This window comes from Candidatus Sphingomonas phytovorans (assembly GCA_029202385.1).
Taxonomy (GTDB): Bacteria; Pseudomonadota; Alphaproteobacteria; order Sphingomonadales; family Sphingomonadaceae; genus Sphingomonas; species Sphingomonas phytovorans.
Window position 1 is genome coordinate 994,526 of sequence record CP119314.1, and the last position, 23,835, is coordinate 1,018,360.

Here is a 23,835-nt window from a genome sequence, read left to right on the forward strand (position 1 = left end):
CAAGGGGCGGGCCTTGAGCGGTCCGCCCCTTCACCATCCTGCACTCAGCCTCCCCGGCCGAAGCGCGCGCGAAAATCGGTAAGGTCGAAGCTGAAATCGTCCTGGCCGTGGAAATCCGCATCGCTCATCCGGGGTTTCTCCTTGGCCTTATACCAGTTCGCATAGTCGGTCGTGTCGATGCTCTGCTTTTTGTAGTGCGTCGAATAGGTCTGGACATGCACTTTCGGCGTCTTGCCCGCCATGTCGAAGGCGAGGAAACGCATCCAGCCGTCGCCGATCCCTTCGCCCGGCTGCAGCTTGGCGCCGGCATCGACCGCGCTTTGATGGCGATCCTGATAGTCGGCCAGAATCTGGTAGACGGGATGGCCGAACCGGTTGGCGTCGACGCGAAAGGCCTGGCCATGCTCATGGCCGCACAGCACCATGAAGATCTGATCGTGCTGGCTGATGAGCTTGTCCCACACCATCTGCGGGCTGTTGTCGTCGGGATCGACGGCATGGTTGTCGATGATCGGGTTCGGCACGCGCGCGCCGTCGTTGGTCATATAGTCATGGGTGGAGATGATCGTGGGCAGGCCCGGATGCGCCTTGATCACCTCGGCCGCCCATGTGAGCGATGCATTGGGCGCGTCGAACTGCAGGCCGATATGCAGGAAGCGATAGCCGCCCGCGGTGAAGACCTGGGCGCTGTCCGCGCCGCCGTCATGTGAGGCGACATACCAGCGCTGGTCCTTGAAGAAGGACGTCTCGGCGCCGAACACCGAGCGGAAATTGTCGAGGCCGCCGGCGTGGAGCATGCCGATGCTCGACATGTCGACGAACTTCGCGGCCGGAAGATGGTTCGAGTCGGTCCACATCGCGTCATAGTCATGGTTGCCGGGCACGACCGAGAAGGGCGTCTTGCCAGCGATCAGCTCGAAGCCCTGCTTCGCCGTTGGCATCTCGATCAGCTGGACCTTGGGCGTGGGCGCGAACATGGTGTCCATGATGGGGTTGGCCACCCGCTTGAAACCGCGGGCGGCATGCGCTGGATCGATTGGCAGCGACTGATGCTGCCAGACATCCCCCAGCGAATCGACGAACGCGATGTCGCCGCCCTGGCTGCGGAGGCGGCTGGCAATATAGCGCATCTGCTCCAGGAACATCTCGCGCGCGTCGAAGGCGAAGTTGGCGGCGGTCTGATGGCTGTAGTCGATATAGTTCTGGGTGTCGGGGATCACGGCGATGGTGAAGCCGGTGTCGGCTGCCTTGGGCGGGGCGGCGTCCAGTGGGCCCGCGGCCATCAGAGCAAACGTCGACGCGGTGAGGAGGGCGTGAAGGTATTTCATGGGAAGAAACTCCTGGGGCGAAAGGGATTACATGTTGATCTTGAGCGTGGCGCCATAGGTCGCCGGATCGCCGAAAAAGGCGACATAGGTGCCGGGCAGAAGGGAGCCGTAGTTGAAGTAGTTGGCGGCATAATGGACGTTGGTGACGTTCCGGCCCCAGACCGAGAGATCCCAGCGCTGGTCCTTGCCGCGGACGCCGAGCCGCAGGTTCAGCAGGCCGTAATGGCCGGTTTTGGTGAGTTCGGAATCATCGAGCGATCCGAAGAAGCGCGAGCGCCAGGAATATTCGCCGCTGACATAGCCGGCGAGACCAGCGCCAAGGCCATGCTCATAGGTGCCGTTGAGCCCGGTCGTCCATTTGGGCGCCCCGGCGATCGGCTTGCCGGAAAGATCGCAGGTGGGCTTGCCAGTCACCTCCAGCGGGCAGGGGCCGTTGGCATAGGAAAGATATTTGGCGTCGTTATAAGCGACGAAGCCCCGCACCGAGAGGCCCTTGAACGGTCGAACGGTTGCCTCGGCCTCGACGCCCTGGCTGCGCGCGCGGCCCGCATTGGTGAGAAGCTGGACGACCTGGCCGCCGACCTCCTGCAGCACATTCGCCTGATAATTGCGCAGATCCGTCCGGTAGATATCGACGTTCAGGGTTAGCCGGTGATCGAGCAGATCGCTCTTCAGGCCGATCTCGAAATTGGTCGCGACCTCCGGTTTCACCTTCAGCGCATCAGCCCCGAGTCCGGTCGGCGGCAGGGCGGTGTTGAGGCCACCGGCCTTCTGGCCGCGGGAGACCAAGCCGTAGAGCATGATTCCGGGCGTCACATGATAGTCGGTGCTGAGCAGGAAGGACGGCGCGGTGTTGGAGATCGCCGCGTGGATCGGTCCGGCCGCCTGACCGGCGAGCGCAGCGACCGGGAGACCGGTCGACTGGCTGACGGGGATGGGACGGTAGACATCCTCGCTCTTCGTCTCATGTGTCTCGCGGAAGCCGGCGGTGATGTTCCAGCGCGGGGTTACATGCCAGTTCACCTGGCCGAAGGCCGCGTAGCTGTGGGTCAGCGGATTGGCGATCGTGTCCCAGCGCGTGTTGTTATAGGCGAGCAGCCCGGCAATCGCCGGCGATACCTTGGCATAGGCCGGCAGCAGTGCGTTCGGGATGCCGGTGAGCCAGGCTGCGGCCTCGGGACCATAGTCGGTGTGCTGGTCGGTATCGACCGCCTGGCTGAAATAATAGAGGCCGATCACCGCGTCGACATTGCCCATCCGCGGAAACGCGAGGCGAAGCTCCTGGCTCCACTGCCGGTCCTGAATGTAATAGCCGCCATACATCACGTCGGCGCTGCTGCCCTCGGTGTCCGAGCGCGAACGATATTGCCAGTAGCGGAAGGCAGTGAGGGAGGTGAGCGTGAAATCGCCGAGCTTCCAGTTGATCTCCGCCGAGCCGGCACCCTGGCGCGTGCCGGTGCTGTACGGGCCGCCGGCGGCGGTCGTCAGCCCGTCCGGATCGATGGCGATCGTCGCGCCGGTGGCGGCAAGCTTGGCCTTGATCTTATCCGGCGTTAGCCCCCATGAAGGGATGGTGGTTACGGCGCCGGAGCTTTGCTGCTCGCTGGCATATTCGCCGATCAGCCGGATGCTGAAATCGTCGTTCGGCTTGTAGAGGAACTGCAGGCGTCCTCCGGCGCGGCCGATCGTCCCGACCTTGTCGTTGGTGGTGATATTGTCGATGATGCCGCCGCGCGTCGTCCGATAGCCGGTGAGGCGAAAGGCGAGGTCGTTCGAGATCGGCCCGGTGACCGATGCCTGATATTGCTGGTAATTATAATTGCCATAGGTCGCCTGAGCACGCACCCCGAAATCGAAGCCGGGCAACTCTGTGGTGATATTGACCGCGCCGGCAGTGGTGTTCTTGCCGAACAGCGTGCCCTGCGGCCCGCGCAGCACCTCGATCTGCTTGATGTCGATGAGGTCGGTGGCCGCCATGCCGGGCCGGCCGAGATAGACGCCGTCGACGAACACGCCGGCGCTGTTCTCAAGGCCGTCGCTGCCCGGGTTGTTGCCGAGGCCGCGGATGGAAATGCTGGTCTGGTGGCCGTTGGTAATGACGGCGTTGGTACTCGGCACGAGCTGGTTCAGATCCTCGAGCCGGATATGATCATTCTCGCGGAGCTGCTCGCCGCCGATCGCGGTGATCGCGACCGGCACGTCCTGCATCTTCTCGCGGACCTTGCGGGCAGTAACCACGATATCGCCCTGGCCGGGCATGTCCACAGAGGCGTTGCCGGAGGGCAGGGGATCCTCGGCATGTGCTACGCTGGCGGTTCCGGTGATCAGGAACGCAAGGCAGCAGGCGGCGCGCCGCGCCGTCTGCGACGGCGGGCGTGTAGGATGACGGAGCAAGAGCAAATCTCCTTGTGGGGTATTATCGAGACAGGTGCGTCTCATAAATTCGATTTGTGACTCTTGGACGTCAGTCCTGGCGGATTTGCGGAAAAAAGTGCCGGGTTGGACCGGTGCTGATCGGGCATCCGGAATGCGGCGATAAGGCGCCTTCCCGATATGCTCCCCGACGGGTTTTGCGGATCAGCCAGGCTGCTTCACCCGTGCGGATCGATGTTCGCTGGTGTGACCGCTTGCAGGACAACCGGGAGGATATCGTTCGATGTCGTCAGATGGCGGCGAAAGCAGCGAAGGCAGTACGATGCACCATCGTCATCAAAGCCGACGCCAGCACTCAAAAATACCACTCGAATAGCGGAGCGAACTAGGCACAATCTCAATCGCGTTTCCTGTTACCCGCGGACCATTCAAAGGTAGCGATATGAAGTGCCGCCGGATCAGTTGGTCCATGGCAAAGTCGATACGACGCAGGCAGTTATCCGCGAGCTTTGTGAAGAGCGTATCGAGCTTCTTGCCAGGGCTATTCATCGGTCGATTGTTGCGCTGCGGCATAATTTTTGGAAACCACTCCGGAAGGTGATGTTGAACGGCGCTTCCGGTCAGGTCCGAAGGGAATTCGCGTTTTGGACCGCACTTTACTCTCTTGCGCCGAAATAACCATATTGGTTGAAGTTTTCGCGAAAATGACATGAGAATGACGTTGCGCAAACTACCGGCTGGCGTAGGGGGGGCATGCCTATCGGGAGTGGGCATGTGGATGAGTAGCGGGGCGGCGCCATATACGACACCGGGACCGACTGATGGCGGGCTTGTGGCATTTGCCACGGTCCTGGCGATGCACCGGATCGCGGTCGATCCAGATCAGTTGCGGCACGCGCTTGGCCATTATGATTCGGTGTCGTCGGAAGAGTTACTTCGGCTGGCCAAACGGCAGCAGGGCGTGCGCGCCCGAGCGATCCAGTCCCGGTTCGACAAGCTTCAGCGTCTGCCCCTGCCGGCGATCGCCCATGGTCCCGAAGGCTGGTTCATCATCGGCCGTGCCACTGCCGACGCGGTACTGATCCAGCGTCCGGGCGGGTCACCCGAACGGGTCGATCGCGAGCAACTAGAACAAATCTGGTCGGGTGTTTTGGTGCTTGTGACGACACGGGAAGGTGTCGCCGGCGCGGCGGGCCGGTTCGATGTCAGCTGGTTCATCCCGCAGATCGTGCGCTATAGGCGACTGATTGGCGAAGTGTTGCTGATCACGCTCGCGCTGAACCTGCTGGGCCTCGCTGCGCCGTTGTTCTTCCAGAATGTGATCGACAAGGTGCTGGTCCATAATACGCTCGCGACCCTGCAGGTGCTGGTGATCGGGTTTGTCGCGGTGTCGGTCTGGGAGGTGGTGTTCGGCTGGCTCAGAACGCGGCTCTATTCGGAGACGAGCCAGAAACTCGATGTCGAGCTTGGCAGCAAGCTGTTTCGGCATATGCTCAGCCTGCCCTTGTCCTATTTCGAGGGTCGGCGGGTCGGTGACACCGTCACGCGCGTCCGCCAGCTCGAATCGATCCGTGAGTTCCTGACCAACGCGTCGCTCTCGGTGCTGGTCGATCCGGCCTTCACGATCGTGTTCCTGGTGGCGATGTGGATCTATTCGACCACGCTCTTCTGGATCGTCCTGCTGACCATCCCGGCCTATGTGGTGGTGTCGCTGCTGGTCACCGGGCCGCTCAGGCGGCGGCTCGACGAGAAGTTCGAGCGCGGCTCGGCCAACAACGCGCTGCTGGTCGAGAGTGTCTCTGGTATGCAGACAGTGAAGGCGGCTGCGGTCGAGCCGCAATGGCAGGAGCGGTGGGAGCGCCAGCTGGCCGGGTACAGCGCCGCCAACCAGCGCGTGATCAACCTCGGCAACACCGGCAGCCAGGCGGTCCAGCTGATCTCCAAGCTTAGTCTCGCCGCGATCCTGTTCTTCGGCGCGCGCGAGGTGATCGCGGGCGCGATGACGGTCGGCGGGCTGGTCGCGTTCAACATGTTCGCCCAACGTGTGTCCGGCCCGGTGATCCGCATGGCCCAGCTGTGGCAGGATTTCCAGCAGGTGCGGCTGTCGATCGATCGGCTGGGTGATGTGCTGAATGCGCCGGCCGAGGCGGGTGCTGGATCGAAAGTCGCGCTGCCCAAGCTCAAGGGCGAGATCAGGTTCGAGGGGGTCAAGTTCCGCTATGGCCTGGACGGTCCCTGGACGCTCGAGGACATCGATTTCGACCTGGCGGCCGGCGCAACGCTCGGCATCGCCGGCTCCTCCGGCTCGGGCAAGTCGACACTCACCAAGCTGCTGCAGCGGCTCTACACGCCGGCCGCCGGGCGGATCATGATCGACGGGGTGGATATCGCCCAGATCGATCCGGCTTGGTTACGCCGCCAGATCGGGGTGGTGCTGCAGGAGAACCTGCTGTTCAACCGATCGATCCGCGAGAATATTGCGCTCGCCAACCCGGCGATGCCGCTGGAAAATGTGATGGCGGCCGCGCAGCTGTCGGGCGCGCACGACTTCATCCTAACCTTGCCGCAAGGCTATGACACGCTGATCGAGGAGCGCGGGGTCAACCTTTCGGGCGGCCAGCGCCAGCGCATCGCGATCGCGCGGGCGCTGGTGACGCAGCCGCGTATCCTGATCCTCGACGAAGCGACCTCCGCGCTTGATGCGGAGAGCGAGGAGATCATCCAGAAGAACCTCAAGGCGATGGCACGCGGGCGCACCGTGCTGATCATCGCGCACCGTCTGTCGGCGATCCGGCAATGCGACCGGATCATGACGCTGGAACGCGGGTGCATCGTCGAGGTCGGGAGTCACGACGAACTGCTTCGGCAAGGCGGGCGCTATGCCAGCCTGCACCGGCGGCAGATGGGCCAGGGCGGCGACGCGGCATGAACGCGATCACCCGCCATTGGGACATTGTCCGCGCATCCCTCGCGGACGAGAAGGCGCGCCAGTCTCTGTTCAAGTCGGACGAAGTGTCGTTCCTGCCGGCCGCGCTGGAGATCATCGAAACCCCGGTCTCGCCTACTGCCCGGACGACGACTTGGGTGCTGCTGGTTGCGCTGGTGTTCACGATCGGATGGCTGACCTTCGGCAAGGTCGATGTCGTCGCCTCGGCGCCGGGCAAGCTGATCCCGGCCGATAGCGTCAAGCTGATCCAGCCCGCGGCGCCTGGTGTGGTGCATGCCATTCTGGTGCATGAGGGGCAGCGTGTTCGGGCGGGCCAGTTGCTGGTCGAGCTCGATCCAACCGTGTCGGATGCCGAAGCCGTACAGGCCGGTAAGGCGCTGGAGACCGCCTTGCTCGATGCGGCACGGGGGCGAGCGATCCTCTCGGCGCTCGACGGACATGGTCTCACCTTTGTCGCGCCGCCCGGCACGCCCGCCTCGGTCGCCGCGACCCAGCTTGCCCTGGCGCGGGCGCAACTGGCTGATATCCAGGCGACGGCGGAGACGCACCGGGCCGAGCGCGACGCGTCGATCTCGGCACGGGGTGAAGCGCGGGTCCAGGCGGCGAAGCTCACGGAGACGCTGCCGCTGCTCGACGAGCAGATCGCGGCGAACGAGCAGTTGCTGGCCAAGGGTTATGTCTCGAAACTCAAGGTGATCGAGATGCGGCGCCAGCGGCTCGCGGCGGCGCGCGACCGCGATGCGGCGATCCAGACGGCAAACAGGGCGACGGCGCAAATGGCGGGCGCCGGCAGTAACATTACCCAGTCGAACGCCGAAGCCCGCGCCCGTGTCCTGACCGAGCTTGCCAAGGCTGAATCGGACGCGAAGCTGCGTCGGGAGGAGCTTGCCAAGGCGACGCAGAAATCCAGCCTGCAGACGCTCGAAAGCCCGGTCGACGGCACGGTTACGCAATTGGCGATCCACACGCTCGGCGGTGTGGTGGAGGCGACCAAGCCAATCATGGTGATCGTCCCCGATGGCGGAGCGCTGATCGCCGATGTGAAGATCCTCAACCGCGATGTCGGGTTCATCAAGCCAGGTCAGTTCGTCGCGGTGAAGCTCGAGGCGTTCCCGTTCACACGCTACGGCGCGCTAACCGGGCGGATCCAGAGCATAGGTTCGGACGCGGTCGAGGATGAAAAGCTCGGGCTAGTGTATCCGGCGCGAGTTGTGCTTGACGGTGGGGCCGGATCTTCCCGCAGCGCTTTGATCAAGGCGTCGGTCGGTATGCAGGTGACGGCGGATATCCGTACGGGTCGTCGCAGCATCATGTCCTATTTGATCAGCCCCATCGACGAAGCGGCTCAAGAAGCGGGAAGAGAACGTTGAGTTCGCTCCATCCCTCGACTGCGATGCGAAGGCAGCGGCAAACGCAATCTCGACGATATTGAAAGGAACGCAGAATGGATGATGCTCTCAAATCCACGCAGTCGGCTTCTCCCGTCAAGGTCAGTCAGGCATTCGGTGAAATTGCGTGGCTGATCAGCCAATCGAAGCTTCACCATGATTTACGAGTGGCGGATTTGGGCTGGTTTGTCATGCCTCCCATTCTTCATAGACAATTCCATCTCTTTCGCGATGGCGAAAGGCCGGTTGGGGTTGCACTCTGGGCGATGGTCAATGACGCTGTCGAGCAGAAAATCATCGATGGCTTTGACATGTCAGGTAGTCGAATGTCCGATGCCGACTGGATCTCTGGAGATCAGCTCTGGCTCGTAGATCTAATCGCACCCTTCTCCACAGTAGAGAATAGACACCGCGAGGTAATGTTTGGCGATCTGATCTCGGGACGGTTTAGCGGGCAGTCCTTCAAGATGGTTCGCGTGGATTTGGGTAGCGGCTCGAAGGATGTTGTCACCGTTCCTGCCGACGCAGGCGAGCGCTTGACGCAAGAACTGCGGCAGAATCTGGCAGGTGGGTCGGCAAAGTGATGTCGCGGGTCGTTCTGGGAATAGCTGGTTGCGCCATCTGCATCGCCTCGCCATCCAGCGCACGTCATGTACCCGACAACCAAAAGCAGAGGAATGAGCCCGCAGTCGCAGTGCTCGAAAAAGCGGCAAGGCACGGCGACAAGGTGGCGCAACTCGAACTCGGCAAACGCTATGAGGAGGGCTCTGGAGTGCCGCGAAATGAGCAAAAGGCGATCTCGTTGTACCGACGTGCAGCGCGAACCGATGTGCGTCAGACCAGTGTTTACTCTCCGGCCGTTGGAGCCGAACGCTATGGACGAGTGGTTCAGGTGGCCCAGCCCACGATCGCACCCGGCCTGCCCGAGGCCGACGCGCGTCTGACAGCCCTTCGCAAGCGGCTCGGCGGAAAGTGACTTATTTGCCTCCAGTACATCTGCGGACAGAGCATCGTCCGCCAACCCGCCGTAGCTCGCGCGGGGTTCGTAGTATGTTCGACTTCGGAATTCTGGCCGTCGGCCTCCTTACCGCGGGATGTAGCAGTGTAAAAAATGAAAGGCCGCGGAAGATGGGGTTCTATACCTTCCTGGTTGGGCCGGACCGATCACTCACAAATGGAGTTGATCAACGCTTCAAGGTCGCGGTGAAGGAAGAATATATTGAGATGGATAAGGCGCCAGCCGGTATATTGCTAGTGAATCAATCTACCTTCGCCTTCCGATATCCTGATCTTGCGCCGATATCTAAGAATGCGTTGGACCGCCACGATGTCATAGTGGAAACCATCGCGTGGGAGCGTGTTGGCAGTGTTCGCCGACGGATAGATGGTACGTGGCCTAACCATTATCTCATTTACGATCACCCAGCAGGCGATGCCCACGGTATGCGAGTGCGAATCCGGTCCGATATGCCATCCGAAGAATCGCGTCTTCTGATCAACGACCAGTCAGAAACTATAATCGAGTGCCAGAAGGTCGTTGGTCTCCCCGCACCTCATTGTCGAATGCTTCATAAGGTTGGGCCGAATTTAACGATCGATGCTCGCTTCGACGTGGCGCTTCTTCCGAAGTGGAAGAATATAATTCAGTTGTGCAAACGTCTTGTTAAACCAATCGCTATTGTATCGAGAGCGGATAGCACTGACCTGGCGAGTTTCGGCCAGCGGCTCGCCGCCGCCGTGGCATCGGCGCGCGCCGCGCTCAATACCGGAACCTCAAGTTCCGATCTGGCCGATAATCTCGCCAACGCCAACGTAGCTGCCGTGTGGGCAGCAAAAGAGGGTGCCATGATGGATGCGCTCAAGCTGCGCACCGCAGAATATCAGGTCACACTTACAATAGTGTAGGGACGAATTGAATGACATTCATAGCCGACAACGCAGCCCTCAGAACGTATGATCCAGATCGTGGTATTGAACTGCATCTTATCGGAGGTGGTTCAAGTGGAATCTCGTATTTCAAATTGATCCAACACAACGTCGAGATTCAGTTTTCTGCGCACATGGAGGCGCAAGCGAACGGCGCATTTGTACACGATAAAGAGGAAATCCCAAATATTATTGTTTGGGTAGTGCATAAAAATCGAGGAATTCTAGAAAGCGGCGTAACTGAAACGGATGCGATAATAAGAGAGGCTATGAAGGCCTATAAGGGATCTCATGGTATCCCGGCTCGTCAATTGGTAGAAGTAGTATTTCAGTAAAATAACGGGTGGGGTGAGATAACATGAATTTTACTGACGCCCTTGCAGCTTTGGCGCAAATGCATAATCCGACGATTGACGATCTTCGTGCTTTAGTTAGAAGTACTGAAGTAAACATTCCGGCTACGGTGCGCGCAACGGTGCTGTACAGTGGTGGGGTTGGAGAAGTTCATTCCAATGATATTGCGCGAGCTCTCGCGCAGGCGGATCCGAGTATTTCTATCATAGATAATACGGAGGTGGCAAAACTATTGGCCAGCTCGGAGTTCGTTAATAAGCTGAATATCGCCGTTGGCGATGCTACTCAGGTAAACTCCATTTTATTTGGGACCAATGGCGGATTTTGGTCTGATGCCTCGGCTCGGTTCGCTCAGGCCGCCTCGGGGGAAATCATAACCATTACTCCCGACGCAGCGAGCAATAGAATATTTTCCCAGGTTGAGCTTCCAAATATTATCAATAATCATAACATTACGACGATTGATGGCATCCCTCGCGAAGCACTATTGGACAGATATAATAGCATTCTTCTATCGACGGGAAACCAGGAACTGGCACTGGGCGATATATTCGGTAAAATCTCAGACAAGTCCTTTGGCTCGATCAGCCAGTATGTGCAGGTCGGTAGGGATGGTGCGGGCGGGCTGACGGTCAAGATAGCGGAGGAATTTTTTAGGAATAACGGCGTTGAAGGAATTGGCTACCTAGATACATCAGCGGGAGGAGCTTTGGCGCCCGCAAGTGAGTTATTTAGTGGAGCGTTTTACGAGTCACGGGCGTTGCGAATGGCACAGACCGCTGAATGGCTTGGCGGGCTTAAGTCAACGGGAAAATTGCTTGGACCAGTTGGCGATCTTCTGTCTCTGACCCTCGCTGCTGTAGACATTAAAGCGTCGCTTGATGCTGGCGATCGTGAAGGAGCTGCCCGTAAGGCGACAACCTTCTTGGGTGGCTTCGCCGGGGGGGCACTTTCCGCGTCTTTAGCAGCCCAACTCGCCTCGCCTTTGCTTCTTGGTGGTCCCGTAGGCTGGGTCGCCTACGGTGTAATCGTCGTCGGCGCAGGTTTTGTTGGAAGCGTTGGGGGTGAGAAGGCCGTCAACTGGTTATTTGATGGTGTTGCTGGGCAGTTCTTTGGGCGCGATAACAGCGGTCTGTTTGTAGACGTGTATCAAAGAGGGGCCGACGGACAACTGTATGTGAGTCGCGTACGACAGTCGCTCGAGGATGGCGAGATCGTGTTCGGCTCGCTTTCGGAACCTGAGGGCGACGAGATTGTTGTTACTGCCTACCGGAATGGTGCGGTGCGCGGCGCTTATATCAGGCATCGCACTCCTGGTGGAAACGAAGCGCAGCTGATCCTTTCGCCCGAGCTTCTGGTGGCTTTCGAAGATGGCTTCAGGGCCTTTCTCGATGCCGGGGGGACTCTTATCGGCGGGGCCTCTTCTGGGTCTGGCGCCGGCTACAACAGCGTGGGCGCAGGTCCGCAGAACAACCTGCCAGCGCTATCGGTAACTCGGAATCCCGATGGAACGATCGCGATAAACGGCAGGGTCGTCCGCGCCATTGCCGAGGATCCCCGCAATCCTCAGGGCGCAATCATCTCCGTTCCAACGTCTATTGACAGTCTAGGCCGCGAGATTTCAATCGATCTATACTTCGATGGAACAGTTCTGCGTCCTACTGGCGCTCAGAGGGTTCGCGACGGTGCCGTGGAGATCAGAACTGAGCCTGGGCAGCCGACTACCATTCATCTTGTGAATTCCCCAATCGGTATCGATTTCGTAAACGCTGCGGAAACGATCGCGACTACATTCGGACGATATCTCGTCGGCGGGAATATTTTGGTTGAAACCGTTACGTCGGCGGCGCTTCAGACGCTCGGATCTAACCTTGGAGATGTCCTGAATGCTGAGTTTTTTGATAGCGGTACCGGCACCACGAAGAATATTAATCAGGCTTTTAACGGCATCGGGCAGGAATTCATCACGAATCTCCAAGATGCAGGAATCGGTGCGATCAGTTCCTTTCTCACGGCTGAGTTGGTTCATGTGCTTGGCCTTGGCGGATTGGAGGGCCAAGCAGCGGGTGGTCTGGCTAACTATGCCATTACCACGATGGCTCAGAACCTCGCCGATATTGCTGGCGGTGCCGAGAAGAGCATATTTGATGGGCTGGATAACCTCACGAACCTCGGAAATATTGCTGGTAGCTTCATTGGTAACACCTTGGCGAACGAGATCGGAAGTTGGGACGAGATAGGAGAGCAGCTCGGCTCATCTATCGGGGGCACTCTTGGCGGGGTCGCTGGGCAGGCACTGATCCCGGTTCCTGTCATCGGAGCGATCATCGGTTCGTTGCTCGGAAATCTCCTCGGCGGGCTCATCGGGGGAATCTTCACGGGTACGCCAAAATCGGGCGCCATTGTCGGTTTTGATAAGTGGAGTGGCCAGTTTGCGGTCACTGACGTGTGGAAAGAGGATGGCGGCAAGAAACAGGTGGCGCGTCAGCTCGGCAATGCAGCCGCAGCCACCATGAATGGCATACTGGACGATATCGGGGGCACATTGGTCAACGCCGATCAGGTGGACGCCGGTTCCTACGGGATGCGCGGCAAACGTTATGAATACTGGATCGACGATACCAGTAGCAGTAACAGGATCACGTTCGAAAATCCAACAGACCTCATCGAATATGGTGTGATGAAGGCGGCGAAGAATTTTGAGTTTCTGGGCGGCGATGTCTATGCTAAGCGAGCATTCTATGCGACGCTGGCCTTAGGGTATCAGCAGAGTTCTTCTGCCGACAACATAATAGATCCAGAAGATTTAGGTGTTGGGCAGACACTTGCCAGTGTTGACTTTGGCCTGGACGTGCTCTTGGGAAATCTGGCTGTTGTTGATCGGCTGCACACTTACCTTATGGCATCTACCGCTATCAATGGACTGATCGCGGCTGAACCGAACTCCGTCTTTACCGCGGATTGGATCCTTGCACTTTCCCGCGCGACGGACCTTGGTCTGCTGAAGCGTAACGAGCATGATTGGGATGGTGGTTTCTCCTATCTTCTCGAAGCGGCCGATGTCGATGCACGCGATGTCCGATTCCAGTTTAGCGCGCTTGGGCACGAAGGAAATGGTGAACGGGTTACTTATCTCCGCTCGATCGAGATGGACGACACTGTCGATAGTGGCTCAAAGACCGTCATACAGGGAGGGAATGGTGCGGACGTTCTTAGTGAGCGCACCGGGGGGACACGCACCGACGCAATCGATCCTTCGAGCACCAATCATATTGCGAACGTCTTTCACGGTGGCGCGGGGGACGACGAGATTTTCGCGGGAAACACCGGCGACGACTTGTTCGGCGACGATGGCAACGACTTGCTCGTTGGTGGCAAGCTGGACGACTGGCTGTTCGGTGGGAGCGGCAACGATGTCCTCGATGCCGGCGGCGGTAATGGAAACGTCCTATCGGGCGGCGATGGAAATGACCGCCTGGTTGGCGCTGATTGGAATCCGACGAAGACGCGCGAAGATGGTTCCGACTGGCTAAACGGTGGGGCGGGCGACGACCGCATCCAGGGCCGCGGCGGCGATGATTATGTCGAAGGCGGCCAAGGGAAGGATCGGATCGACGGGGGCACTGGAAGCGACACGGTAATCTACCGGTTTGGCGATGGTGTCGATCTTCTAGCTGATACTGGCAAAAGTGCCGCTGGTCACGATGTACTCGACTTTGGCGCAGGGATCGATCCAGCTCATGTGACGGTCATCGCGCGGTCGTCCGGCGTCGATATGTCGCTGGTGATTGGCAGTGCGGCGGCGGGCGACCGTATCGATCTTCGCGGCGCAGCCTTCACGCTCCAGGAAGGGATGGAAGAATACCGCTTCACCGGGACCAGCTGGACGCGCGGGGATATGACGTCGAAGGCGGTCTTTGCCAAGTCTGCTGGCATGACGTTTGCCGGCACAGCAAGTGATGAGAGTCTCACCGGTACCATGTATGATGACACGCTCAGCGGAGGCGGAGGTCACGACACCCTTGCGGGCGGTTATGGATCGGACACCTATCTTTTCAACTTGGGTGACCGCGTTGTTACAATCGATGAGTCCGGTTTTGCTGCCGACCTCGATAGTCTGGTTTTCGGGGCTGGTATCCAGCTGAGCGATATCTCCGTCGCTCATAATGCCGCTTCACCGCAGGATATCATCCTTAACGTCGGGACGAGCGGAGACCGTGTTGTTTTACGCCACCAATCCCTCACCGATGGCACGCAATCTATTGAGGAAGTGCGATTTCAAGACGGAACAAGCCTCACGCTTCGCGATATCCAGAATCTTGCGGCCCCGTCGTTCACAAGCGGCGCCGATACAGCGCTCGGCTTCGACAGTAACGATACGTTCGATTCGGGCGCTGGCGATGACACGCTCACAGGCGGGCTCGGAAATGACAATCTGCGTGGTGGCGACGGCAACGACACCTACATTTATAATATCGGTGATGGTAACGACCGGATTGCCGAGAATTACTATGGTGGGTTCAACACGCTGGTGCTCGGGGCAGGGATCGACGCGTCGGAGCTGGTGCTGACGCGGGACGTGATCAACCCCAACAATATCCGGATCAGTTTCAACAATCGGGCAGGCTCGATCCTGCTGCAGGACCAGGACTATGCCGGGGGTAGCGGGGGGGGCGGCGTTAGCGCGATTCACTTCGCAGACGGCACCGTCTGGAACAAGGTGGCGCTTGATGCTCATCTGACAGCGCAGCAAATCTCGGCTGGCAACGACATCATCGTCGATGGGCCGTACAATGGTGTGATCGATGCTGGGGCCGGCAATGACGTGGTTTATGCGGGTGGCGGCGACGACATCATCACCGGCGGTCTGGGCGATGATGACCTGAACGGTGGCGATGGCAACGACACCTATTATTACAACGCCGGCGACGGCAACGATCGCATCGCTGAGAATTACTACGGCGGGTACAATACTTTGGTGTTCGGTGCCGGGATCAACCTCGCCCACATCGTGGTGACGCGCGACGCCATCGACAGCAACAATCTTCGCATCAGCTTTTCCAATCAGGCGGGGTCGATCCTGCTTGAGGACCAGAATTACGGCGGTGGCTATGGCGGGACTGGCGTCTCGCTCGTGCGCTTCGCCGACGGCACCACGCTGGACAAGGCCGCGCTCGATGCGCTTCTGGTCACGCAATCGGTTTCTTCGCTGGCCGAGATTGTCAGCGACGGCACGTACGGCAATGTGATCGCGACCGGCGCGGGCAACGATGTAGTCTATGGCGGCGGTGGCGATGATACGATCACCGGGGGGGGCGGCAATGATGACCTGAACGGCGGCGACGGCAACGACACCTATTATTACAACGCTGGCAACGGGAACGACCGGATCGCCGAGAATTACTACGGCGGCTTCAACACCCTCGTCCTGGGCGCCGGGATCGATCCCGCCGACATCGTCCTGACGCGCGACGTTGCCAACGGTAATAATTTGCGGATCAGCTTCAATAACCGTGACGGCTCGATCCTGCTCCAGGATCAGAATTACGGCGGCGGTTATGGCGGCACCGGTGTCGCCGAAGTCCATTTCGCCGACGGTACGGTGTGGAACAAGGCCGCGCTCGATGCGCTACTCGTCACGCAATCGGTGTCGGGCCTCGCCGATATCGTCAGCGACGGCACGTACGGCAATGTGATCGCGACCGGCGCGGGCAACGATGTGGTCTATGGCGGCGGTGGTGACGACGAGATCACCGGTGGCCTCGGCGACGACGACCTGAACGGTGGCGATGGCAACGACACCTATTATTACAACGCCGGCGACGGCAACGATCGCATCGCTGAGAATTACTACGGCGGGTACAATACTTTGGTGTTCGGTGCCGGGATCAACCTCGCCCACATCGTGGTGACGCGCGACGCCATCGACAGCAACAATCTTCGCATCAGCTTTTCCAATCAGGCGGGGTCGATCCTACTTGAGGACCAGAATTACGGCGGTGGCTATGGCGGGACTGGCGTCTCGCTCGTGCGCTTCGCCGACGGCACCACGCTGGACAAGGCCGCGCTCGATGCGTTGGCGCCACAACTGGCTGCGATGACGTGGGGAACGAACGCGGCCGATACGATCGTTGGTACCGGAGGCGACGACCGGATCAGCGCCGGCGAGGGCAACGACACGCTGACCGGGGGCGAGGGCAACGATTATCTCGCGGGCGGGTCTGGCGACGACACATACGTCTTCAACCTCGGCGACGGCCACGACACGATCGTCGAGGAACTCGGGTTCGACACGGTGCAGTTCGGCGCGGGGATCAGCGCGTCGGACTTGGTGATCACCCCGACGCTGGTCGATGGCGACACCAGCGGGATGACGATTTCGATCGTTGGCACGAGCGACAGCATCTATTTGCGCAGCACGAACTCGGGCGACTATCACAACGAGATCGACCGTTTCGTCTTTGCAGATGGGACGATACTGACCTCGGCCGACCTGCGCTCAAGGCTGATCCTGAGCCTTGGAACTGCCGGCGAGGATCAACTTTACGGCACAGGCTTCAACGATGCGATCAATGGAGGCGCCGGGGACGATCGGATCTACGCGAATGGCGGAAACGACACGCTGACCGGCGGCGCCGGGGACGACTATCTCGCTGGCGGGAGCGGTGATGACACCTATGTGTTCAATCTCGGCGATGGTCACGACACCATCGTGGAGGAACTGGGTACCGACACCGTGCAGTTCGGTGCGGGCATCACCGTCGCGGACCTTATCCTGTCGCAGACTCTGGTCGATGGCGACACCAGTGGCATGACCATCTCGATTGCCGGGACCAACGACAGCCTTTACCTGCGCAGCACGAACTCGGGCGACTATCACAACGAGATCGACCGTTTCGTCTTTGCAGATGGGACGATACTGACCTCGGCCGACCTGCGCTCAAGGCTGATCCTGAGCCTTGGAACTGCCGGCGAGGATCAACTTTACGGCACAGGCTTCAACGATGCGATCAATGGAGGCGCCGGGGACGATCGGATCTACGCGAATGGCGGAAACGACACGCTGACCGGCGGCGCCGGGGACGACTATCTCGCTGGCGGGAGCGGTGATGACACCTATGTGTTCAATCTCGGCGATGGTCACGACACCATCGTGGAGGAACTGGGTACCGACACCGTGCAGTTCGGTGCGGGCATCACCGTCGCGGACCTTATCCTGTCGCAGACTCTGGTCGATGGCGACACCAGTGGCATGACCATCTCGATTGCCGGGACCAACGACAGCCTTTACCTGCGCAGCACGAACTCGGGCGACTATCACAACGAGATCGACCGCTTCGTCTTTGCAGATGGGACGATACTGACCTCAGCCGACCTGCGCTCGAAGTTGATGGGCAGCTATGTCACGCCTGGGGATGATCTCCTGTACGGAACGGGCTTCGCCGATATCATCGTAGCAGGCGGAGGAGATGACCGTGTTGAATCTGGAAACGGCAACGACAAGTTGGTCGGCGGCAAGGGGAATGATTATCTGTCTGGGGGCTCTGGCGACGACATATATGTCTTCAACCTGGGCGATGGGCAGGATACAGTTTCTGACTATAGTGGCAATGATACCCTGCAATTTGGTACGGGGATTGATGAAGATGATATTGTCGTCTCCCAAAGCACAACAGATGACGATGGTCAGGGTGTGGTACTATCTATTAAAGGTACCCACGATAAAATCTATCTGAATTCGGGATTGGCCGGTTATTACTACCGGATCGAAAACGTCAAATTTAATTCTGGAGCTATCTGGACGACGGATACACTCGTTCAAATGCTTCGCGGCACGACCATCGGTGGCAACTACACGCCGGTCTCCATGGGAGACGATGTCATCTTGGGTTCGAGCGGAAACGACACGATCCGCGGCATGAAGGGCGACGATGTCCTCCGAGGCGGGATGGGTTCAGACACCTACATTTTTGCCCGTGGTGATGGTTACGACACGATCTATGATCCCACCGACGGAGGGGCAACCGACAAACTCATTCTGGAGAACATCGTCAGCACTGCAGTCAAGGTCATGGTGTCCCCGACTGATGACAATGACATCGTGCTGTATGTCGATGATGACAACATCATCTATCTGGATCAACAAAGAGTCAGCGCAACAAGTGGCATCGAAGTGCTTCAGTTCGCCGACGGTGTGATCTGGGATCGCCAGACGCTTGCGAGCAAGGCTGCCGGTAGCCAGGCGACGTCGGGCAACGATACGCTCATTGGGTCGAACTTCTCCGACACACTGAGTGGAGGAGCAGGCAATGACACGCTGATCGGCGCTGGCGGTGCCGACACTTATCTTTACAATCCCGGTGATGGCGACGACCTGATCGTCGATGACGGTTCAGCATCGAATCTGGACGTCCTGAGCTTCGGGGCCGGTATCACATTGGCTGATTTGCGGCTTGTTCAGTTGGTCGAGGACGGCCCGCTCGTTATATCGTTCGCGTCACAATCGGGTTCGATCACCCTGCAAGGGCAAGACCCCGGCGGAGCGTCTGGGGTTGGGATATTGCGGTTCGCCGATGGTTCGACCATCTTCATGAGTGCTTTCCGTCAGTCAACACTGGGCGCGCGCGCGACTTCCGGCGACGATATCATCAAGGGTTTTGCTACGGCTGATGTAATCCACGGCGGAGCAGGTAACGACACGTTGATTGGGGGGAGAGGGGCGGATATCTATCATTTTCAACTGGGTGATGGCTCCGACAGCATCGTCGAGACAGGGGATGGTGCGAACAATATTCTGGCTTTCGGGGCAGGTATCACCGCAGCCGATATCCGCTTGTCGCGAACCGCATCGGCACCCGATGATCTTATCCTGTCGCTTTCCTCCGGGACCGATCGGGTCACGCTGAAGAATCAATTCACGGCGTCAGGCTTCGCCGGTCTCCAGGAAGTCCGTTTCGCTGATGGTACGACCTGGCTCGCAAGAAACTTCGAAACCCTTCTTTTAGCTCAACCAGCAAGCGCCGGTGACGATTATCTCGTGGGAGATGATCGAGCTAATACGATCGATGGGTTGGCCGGGAATGATCTTATTATTGGCGGGACCGGTGATGACATTCTCTACGGTTCGGGTGGCAATGATGTTCTTTATGGTGGCCGAGGGGCGGACAAGCTCTATGGGGGGACCGGTGATGACATTCTGTCGGGTGATCAAGGGGCTGATACCCTTGATGGCGGAGATGGGATCGATACGGCGGACTACAGCTTTTCGCTGGATAATTGGTCGATCAATCTGGCAACGGGCATTGCCTCCATTGTCGGCAGCCAAGATGCGAGTGCCGCCGAGACGCTGATCAGCATCGAAAACGTGGTCGGCGGTCTTGGCAACGATCAGATTGTTGGTGACGATGGCGCCAACCGCATCCGTGGGGCTGAGGGGGATGATTCGCTCGTCGGTGCTGGAGGCGACGATGTCTTCTTCTTCGATGGAGCGGAAGAGGGCATTGACGCCATAGATGGCGGTGCCGGTGCAGATCGAATAGAAGCGCTGAGCGACGACACGATCATCGGGCTCTCCACTCTGACCAATGTGGAAGTGATAACCGCCAACGGGCATTCGAACGTCGTCATCGGTGCCACCGACGGAAACGATACGCTCGATCTCAGCGCTGCAACCTTGGATGGGATTTCCCGGATACTGCTTGGCAGGGGAGACGACATACTGACCGGCTCACTGGGAGCGGACAGGATCGATGCCGGCGCCGGAAATGACATTATTCGCGCCAGCGGAGTCTCAACGGGAGCCGATGACATCGATGGCGGCGATGGCGCCGACCGCATTGAGGCCAGCGGCGACGGGACAGTTCTGTATCTTCGCAGTTTTTCCAATGTCGAACGAATCAGTGGGGCCGGCTACCAAGGTGTGGTGGTCCGCCGGACCAACGATGCGGAGACGACTGACCTTACAAAGATCGCGTTCGATGGCATCTCGCGGTTCGATCTTGATGGCGGCAACGATGTGTTTGTCGGGGATCAACAGGCGAACCGGGTCAAGGGTGGCGGCGGTGACGACACGCTGGACGGAGGAGATGGCGACGATGTCTTCGAATTCGTCGGAACTAATGGTGGACATGATGTCATCATTGGCGGTGCCGGTCACGACAAACTGGTGGCGCTCGCTGACGGGGCCGTCATCGGGCTAAGGACCATCTCTGGGATCGAGGTGATATCGGGTGAAGGTCATGCCGGTGTCCTGCTTGATCTGACCGAAGGAGACGATGTTCTCGATCTATCTGGCTTGGCGGTATCCGACATTGCCGGGATCCGGGCAGGTGCTGGCGATGACGTCCTCCACGGCAGCACCGGTGCCGATGTCTTCCTGCGCGGGGGGGATGAAGGCTACGATGACGTTGATGGTGATGGCGGCGTTGACCGGATCCAGGCAATCGCCGATGGCACCGTCATCGGTCTCAAACGTGTCGCTAACGTAGAGGCGATCACCGCTGCGGGATTTGACAATGTCAGCATCTCGTTGACGGCCGGGAATGATAACATTGACTTCACTGGGGTCACGTTGACCGGGATCGTTGCGATCAATGCGGGTGCGGGAAATGACAAGGTAATAGGGTCTGCCGGTGGGGATACGTTGCGAGGCGGGCTGGGCGATGATGAGCTGATCGGCGGGAGCGGCGATGACGTCTATCGGTTCGATCTGGGCGATGGCGATGATGTCATTCGCGAACACACGTCAACTGTTTCTGGCGGCGGAAATGACACGCTCACCTTCGGGGCTGGCATCTTGGCGGCCAATGTCCATGTGACCCTCGAGAATGGTGGTCAGGACTTCCTGCTTTCCATCTCCGGCACCTCGGATACAGTGAAGCTGGTAAACGCGGCAACCTCGTCGCAGAATGCCTGGGTCGAACAGATCCGGTTCGCCGACGGTACCACATGGGATCGCGCACGCCTTCTGCAGGAGTTGTGGATCAGCGGCTCAGCCGGTGATGAGACGTTGAACGGTACCAGTTTCGACGATACCTTGGTTGGCGGAGCAGGCAACGACACGCTACTGGGGGCTGGGGGAAGTGACACCTATCGTTACGCGTCCGGGGACGGTAATGATCGGATAGACGATACCGGCAGCGCGAGTGATATTGATGTTCTGCGGCTGACCGATCTCAATGCCGCGGACGTATCGTTAAGACGCGATGGCTCGCATCTTTACATGCGTGACATGGCAACTGGCGAGGAGGTCAAGATAGACTGGCAATTCTGGTCCGATGCCACCTACGGGATCGAACAGATTGCTTTTGCTGACGGTACGGTCTGGGATCGGTCGCGTATCCAGCAGGAGGCGTGGATTCGCGGCGGCTCCGCTAATGATAGCCTCTACGGCACCGCTCTCGGTGAAACGCTCGCTGGCAATGGCGGTGACGACTATCTGGAAGGCCGTGGCGGCGGCGACATTTATCGTTACGCCTCGGGCGACGGTAGTGACGAAATCTACGAAGATGGGAGCGTCGGCGACATCGACGTGCTCAAACTCATCGATCTCAATCCGGAAGACGTGACCCTCAGTCGCAATGGCCATCAACTCTACGTGGTCGACACCACGACCGGCAAGCAGGTCAAGGTCAGCTACCAATTCTACTCGGATGAGCGTTACGCGATCGAACAGATTCAGTTCGCCGATGGCACGACCTGGGATCGTGCCCGGATTGCCCTCGAAACGGGTGCGATCAACGGCACCACGGGCGCCGACCAGATTGTCGGTACCAGCGGGGCCGATGTGATCCGGGCGCGCGGGGGTAGCGACCTGCTCGACGGCGGTGCCGGCAATGACGACATCGACGGTGGTGCCGGGAACGATACGATCTTCGGGGGTGAGGGTAATGATACCATCGTCGGCGGAGCAGGCGACGATGTGATCGACGGCGACGCCTATGGGCTGGTCGCGACCGGTGCGAACCTGATCGTGAACGGCAGCTTCGAGACAGCTGGAACAATCGTCGGCAGCGGCGGCTGGGGGCGTGCGGTAAGCAGCATGCCTGGCTGGACAATCTCCAGTTCACAGGCGGTTGAGCAGGTATATTCCGGCTTTGCCGGTATCGCGGCAACCGATGGAAGCTACTGGCTCGATATGGACGCGGGTGGCGGTGCAGGTAGCAATGCGGATATCAGCCAGACAATCGCCGGGCTTGACGCGGGCGATACGCTGTTGTTGCTATTCGACCATGCGAACCGCACGAGCGCGGCCAATGGTGCATTCGAAGTATATTGGAATGGCGGTCTGATCGCCACCATCGATCAGACCGGAACGACGATGGTGACCACGTCATTCAGCGTGACGGCCATTGCAGGTGACAACGTCCTTCGCTTCAAGGGGCTCGGCAATGAGGACAATACCGGCGCCTCGCTGGAGAATGTTCGGCTGTATCCCGCAACCAATCAGGCTTACGGCGCTGGCGACGACGTCGTCACTGGTGGCGTCGGCAATGATATACTCAATGGCGGCGGCGGTTTCGATGTCGCGCGCTATGCTGGCTTGCGCGATGACTATCAGCTCAGCACCCTCAATGGCGTGGTGACCGTTACTGACCTAGCGCCCGGGATCGACGGGAATGACGGTATCGATCAACTGACCGGCTTCGAACAACTTGCGTTTCGGGATGGCACGACAGTGTCGCTGGTCGCTCCAATCGTATTGGACCTCAATGGCGACGGGGTATCCCTGGTCGACCATACCGCCTCGGGCGCAGCCTTTGACTGGAATGGAGACGGGCGCGCCGATGTGACCGGTTGGATCGATCCCAACGATGGCTTCCTCGCTCTGGACAGGAATGGTGATGGCCTGATCGCCGGCGCAAACGAGCTCGGTTTCGTCGGCGACAACCCGGGGGCGACGTCGGATTTGGACGGCCTGTCTGCGTTTGACACGAATGGTGATGGCCTGCTGTCTGCGGCAGATACGGCTTTTGGCGACTTCCGAGTTTGGCGCGACGCGAACGGAAATGGTATCAGCGACCAGGGCGAACTGCTTTCGCTATCCGACGCGGGTGTTGGCTCGATTAGCCTCTCCGGCATTGCATCCAGCCGAACCTGGCAGTGGGACGAGAATATCGTCATCAACTACGGAACATACACCCGGACGGACGGCACTATTGCGGCGCTGCAGGACGTGATGTTGAACTACCGGACGCAGGCCCAGGACTCGGAGGTCGGCGTCATGTCTATGGAGCGCCAATCGATACGGCGACAGGGTGCGGGCTGGCAGCAACTGGCGTCGCCGCTAGCGCGGATGCCGGTCGATAGCCTTGATAGTGCTGGGAGAGGTGGTGTGGCGCTTGTCGGTGCTCACGTGAATGCGGCGCGGCTTGCCGAGCAGATTTCCGCTTTCATGCCGACAGCGTCCAGCATCTGGGAGGGCGGAGATTGCGAGCACATCTTGAAGGGCGAGTTGTTCGCCGCGGCGTTGCGACCAATGCGGGCCGCTGACGTCTTCACTCCTACTTGATAGATGTGT

At 59.3% G+C, this 23,835-nt stretch carries 9 protein-coding genes; 7 read left to right on the top strand and 2 right to left on the bottom strand.

Features of this window, described 5'->3' with window-relative positions:
- Positions 1 to 44: 44 nt before the first annotated feature.
- Together P0Y59_04615 and P0Y59_04620 are read right to left on the bottom strand one after the other, a co-directional pair.
- On the bottom strand, positions 45 to 1,328 hold the full coding sequence (locus tag P0Y59_04615) for a serine/threonine protein phosphatase (protein WEK00984.1): 1,284 nt from the start codon (positions 1,326 to 1,328) through the stop codon (positions 45 to 47).
- A 27-nt stretch (positions 1,329 to 1,355) separates the two neighbouring features.
- On the bottom strand, positions 1,356 to 3,722 hold the full coding sequence (locus P0Y59_04620; GenBank protein ID WEK00985.1) for a TonB-dependent receptor: 2,367 nt from the start codon (positions 3,720 to 3,722) through the stop codon (positions 1,356 to 1,358).
- 757 nt (positions 3,723 to 4,479) lie between these two features.
- Between P0Y59_04620 and P0Y59_04625 the strand changes: the two genes are divergently transcribed.
- The 7 genes from P0Y59_04625 (at position 4,480) to P0Y59_04655 (ending at position 23,826) form a co-directional block, all read left to right on the top strand.
- Entirely contained in the window at positions 4,480 to 6,630 is a 2,151-nt protein-coding gene (locus P0Y59_04625) for a type I secretion system permease/ATPase (protein WEK00986.1), read from the top strand.
- Positions 6,627 to 8,018: an HlyD family type I secretion periplasmic adaptor subunit gene (locus tag P0Y59_04630; GenBank protein ID WEK00987.1), complete on the top strand. Its 1,392-nt coding sequence runs from the start codon at positions 6,627 to 6,629 to the stop codon at positions 8,016 to 8,018. The genes P0Y59_04625 and P0Y59_04630 overlap by 4 nt, the downstream gene beginning before the upstream one ends.
- A gap of 74 nt (positions 8,019 to 8,092) precedes the next feature.
- Positions 8,093 to 8,620: a toxin-activating lysine-acyltransferase gene (locus tag P0Y59_04635; GenBank protein WEK00988.1), complete on the top strand. Its 528-nt coding sequence runs from the start codon at positions 8,093 to 8,095 to the stop codon at positions 8,618 to 8,620.
- A gap of 110 nt (positions 8,621 to 8,730) precedes the next feature.
- Positions 8,731 to 9,012, top strand: a complete 282-nt coding sequence (locus P0Y59_04640) for an SEL1-like repeat protein (protein ID WEK00989.1) — start codon at positions 8,731 to 8,733, stop codon at positions 9,010 to 9,012.
- Positions 9,013 to 9,164: 152 nt separating this feature from the next.
- Positions 9,165 to 9,941 carry a hypothetical protein gene (locus P0Y59_04645; protein WEK00990.1) on the top strand — a complete coding sequence of 259 codons (777 nt, stop codon included), beginning with the start codon at positions 9,165 to 9,167 and terminating at the stop codon, positions 9,939 to 9,941.
- 11 nt (positions 9,942 to 9,952) lie between these two features.
- Positions 9,953 to 10,297 (top strand): hypothetical protein, encoded by a 345-nt coding sequence (locus P0Y59_04650; protein ID WEK00991.1) that lies wholly within the window; start codon positions 9,953 to 9,955, stop codon positions 10,295 to 10,297.
- A 23-nt stretch (positions 10,298 to 10,320) separates the two neighbouring features.
- Positions 10,321 to 23,826: a calcium-binding protein gene (locus P0Y59_04655; GenBank protein ID WEK00992.1), complete on the top strand. Its 13,506-nt coding sequence runs from the start codon at positions 10,321 to 10,323 to the stop codon at positions 23,824 to 23,826.
- Positions 23,827 to 23,835 lie beyond the last annotated feature (9 nt).

Coding starts and splice junctions, on each gene's coding strand:
- P0Y59_04650 (WEK00991.1), top strand. CDS start 9,953: ATGACATTCATAGCCGACAACGCAGCCCTCAGAACGTATGATCCAGAT.
- P0Y59_04655 (WEK00992.1), top strand. CDS start 10,321: ATGAATTTTACTGACGCCCTTGCAGCTTTGGCGCAAATGCATAATCCG.
- P0Y59_04635 (WEK00988.1), top strand. CDS start 8,093: ATGGATGATGCTCTCAAATCCACGCAGTCGGCTTCTCCCGTCAAGGTC.
- P0Y59_04625 (WEK00986.1), top strand. CDS start 4,480: ATGAGTAGCGGGGCGGCGCCATATACGACACCGGGACCGACTGATGGC.
- P0Y59_04615 (WEK00984.1), bottom strand. CDS start 1,328: ATGAAATACCTTCACGCCCTCCTCACCGCGTCGACGTTTGCTCTGATG.
- P0Y59_04630 (WEK00987.1), top strand. CDS start 6,627: ATGAACGCGATCACCCGCCATTGGGACATTGTCCGCGCATCCCTCGCG.
- P0Y59_04645 (WEK00990.1), top strand. CDS start 9,165: ATGGGGTTCTATACCTTCCTGGTTGGGCCGGACCGATCACTCACAAAT.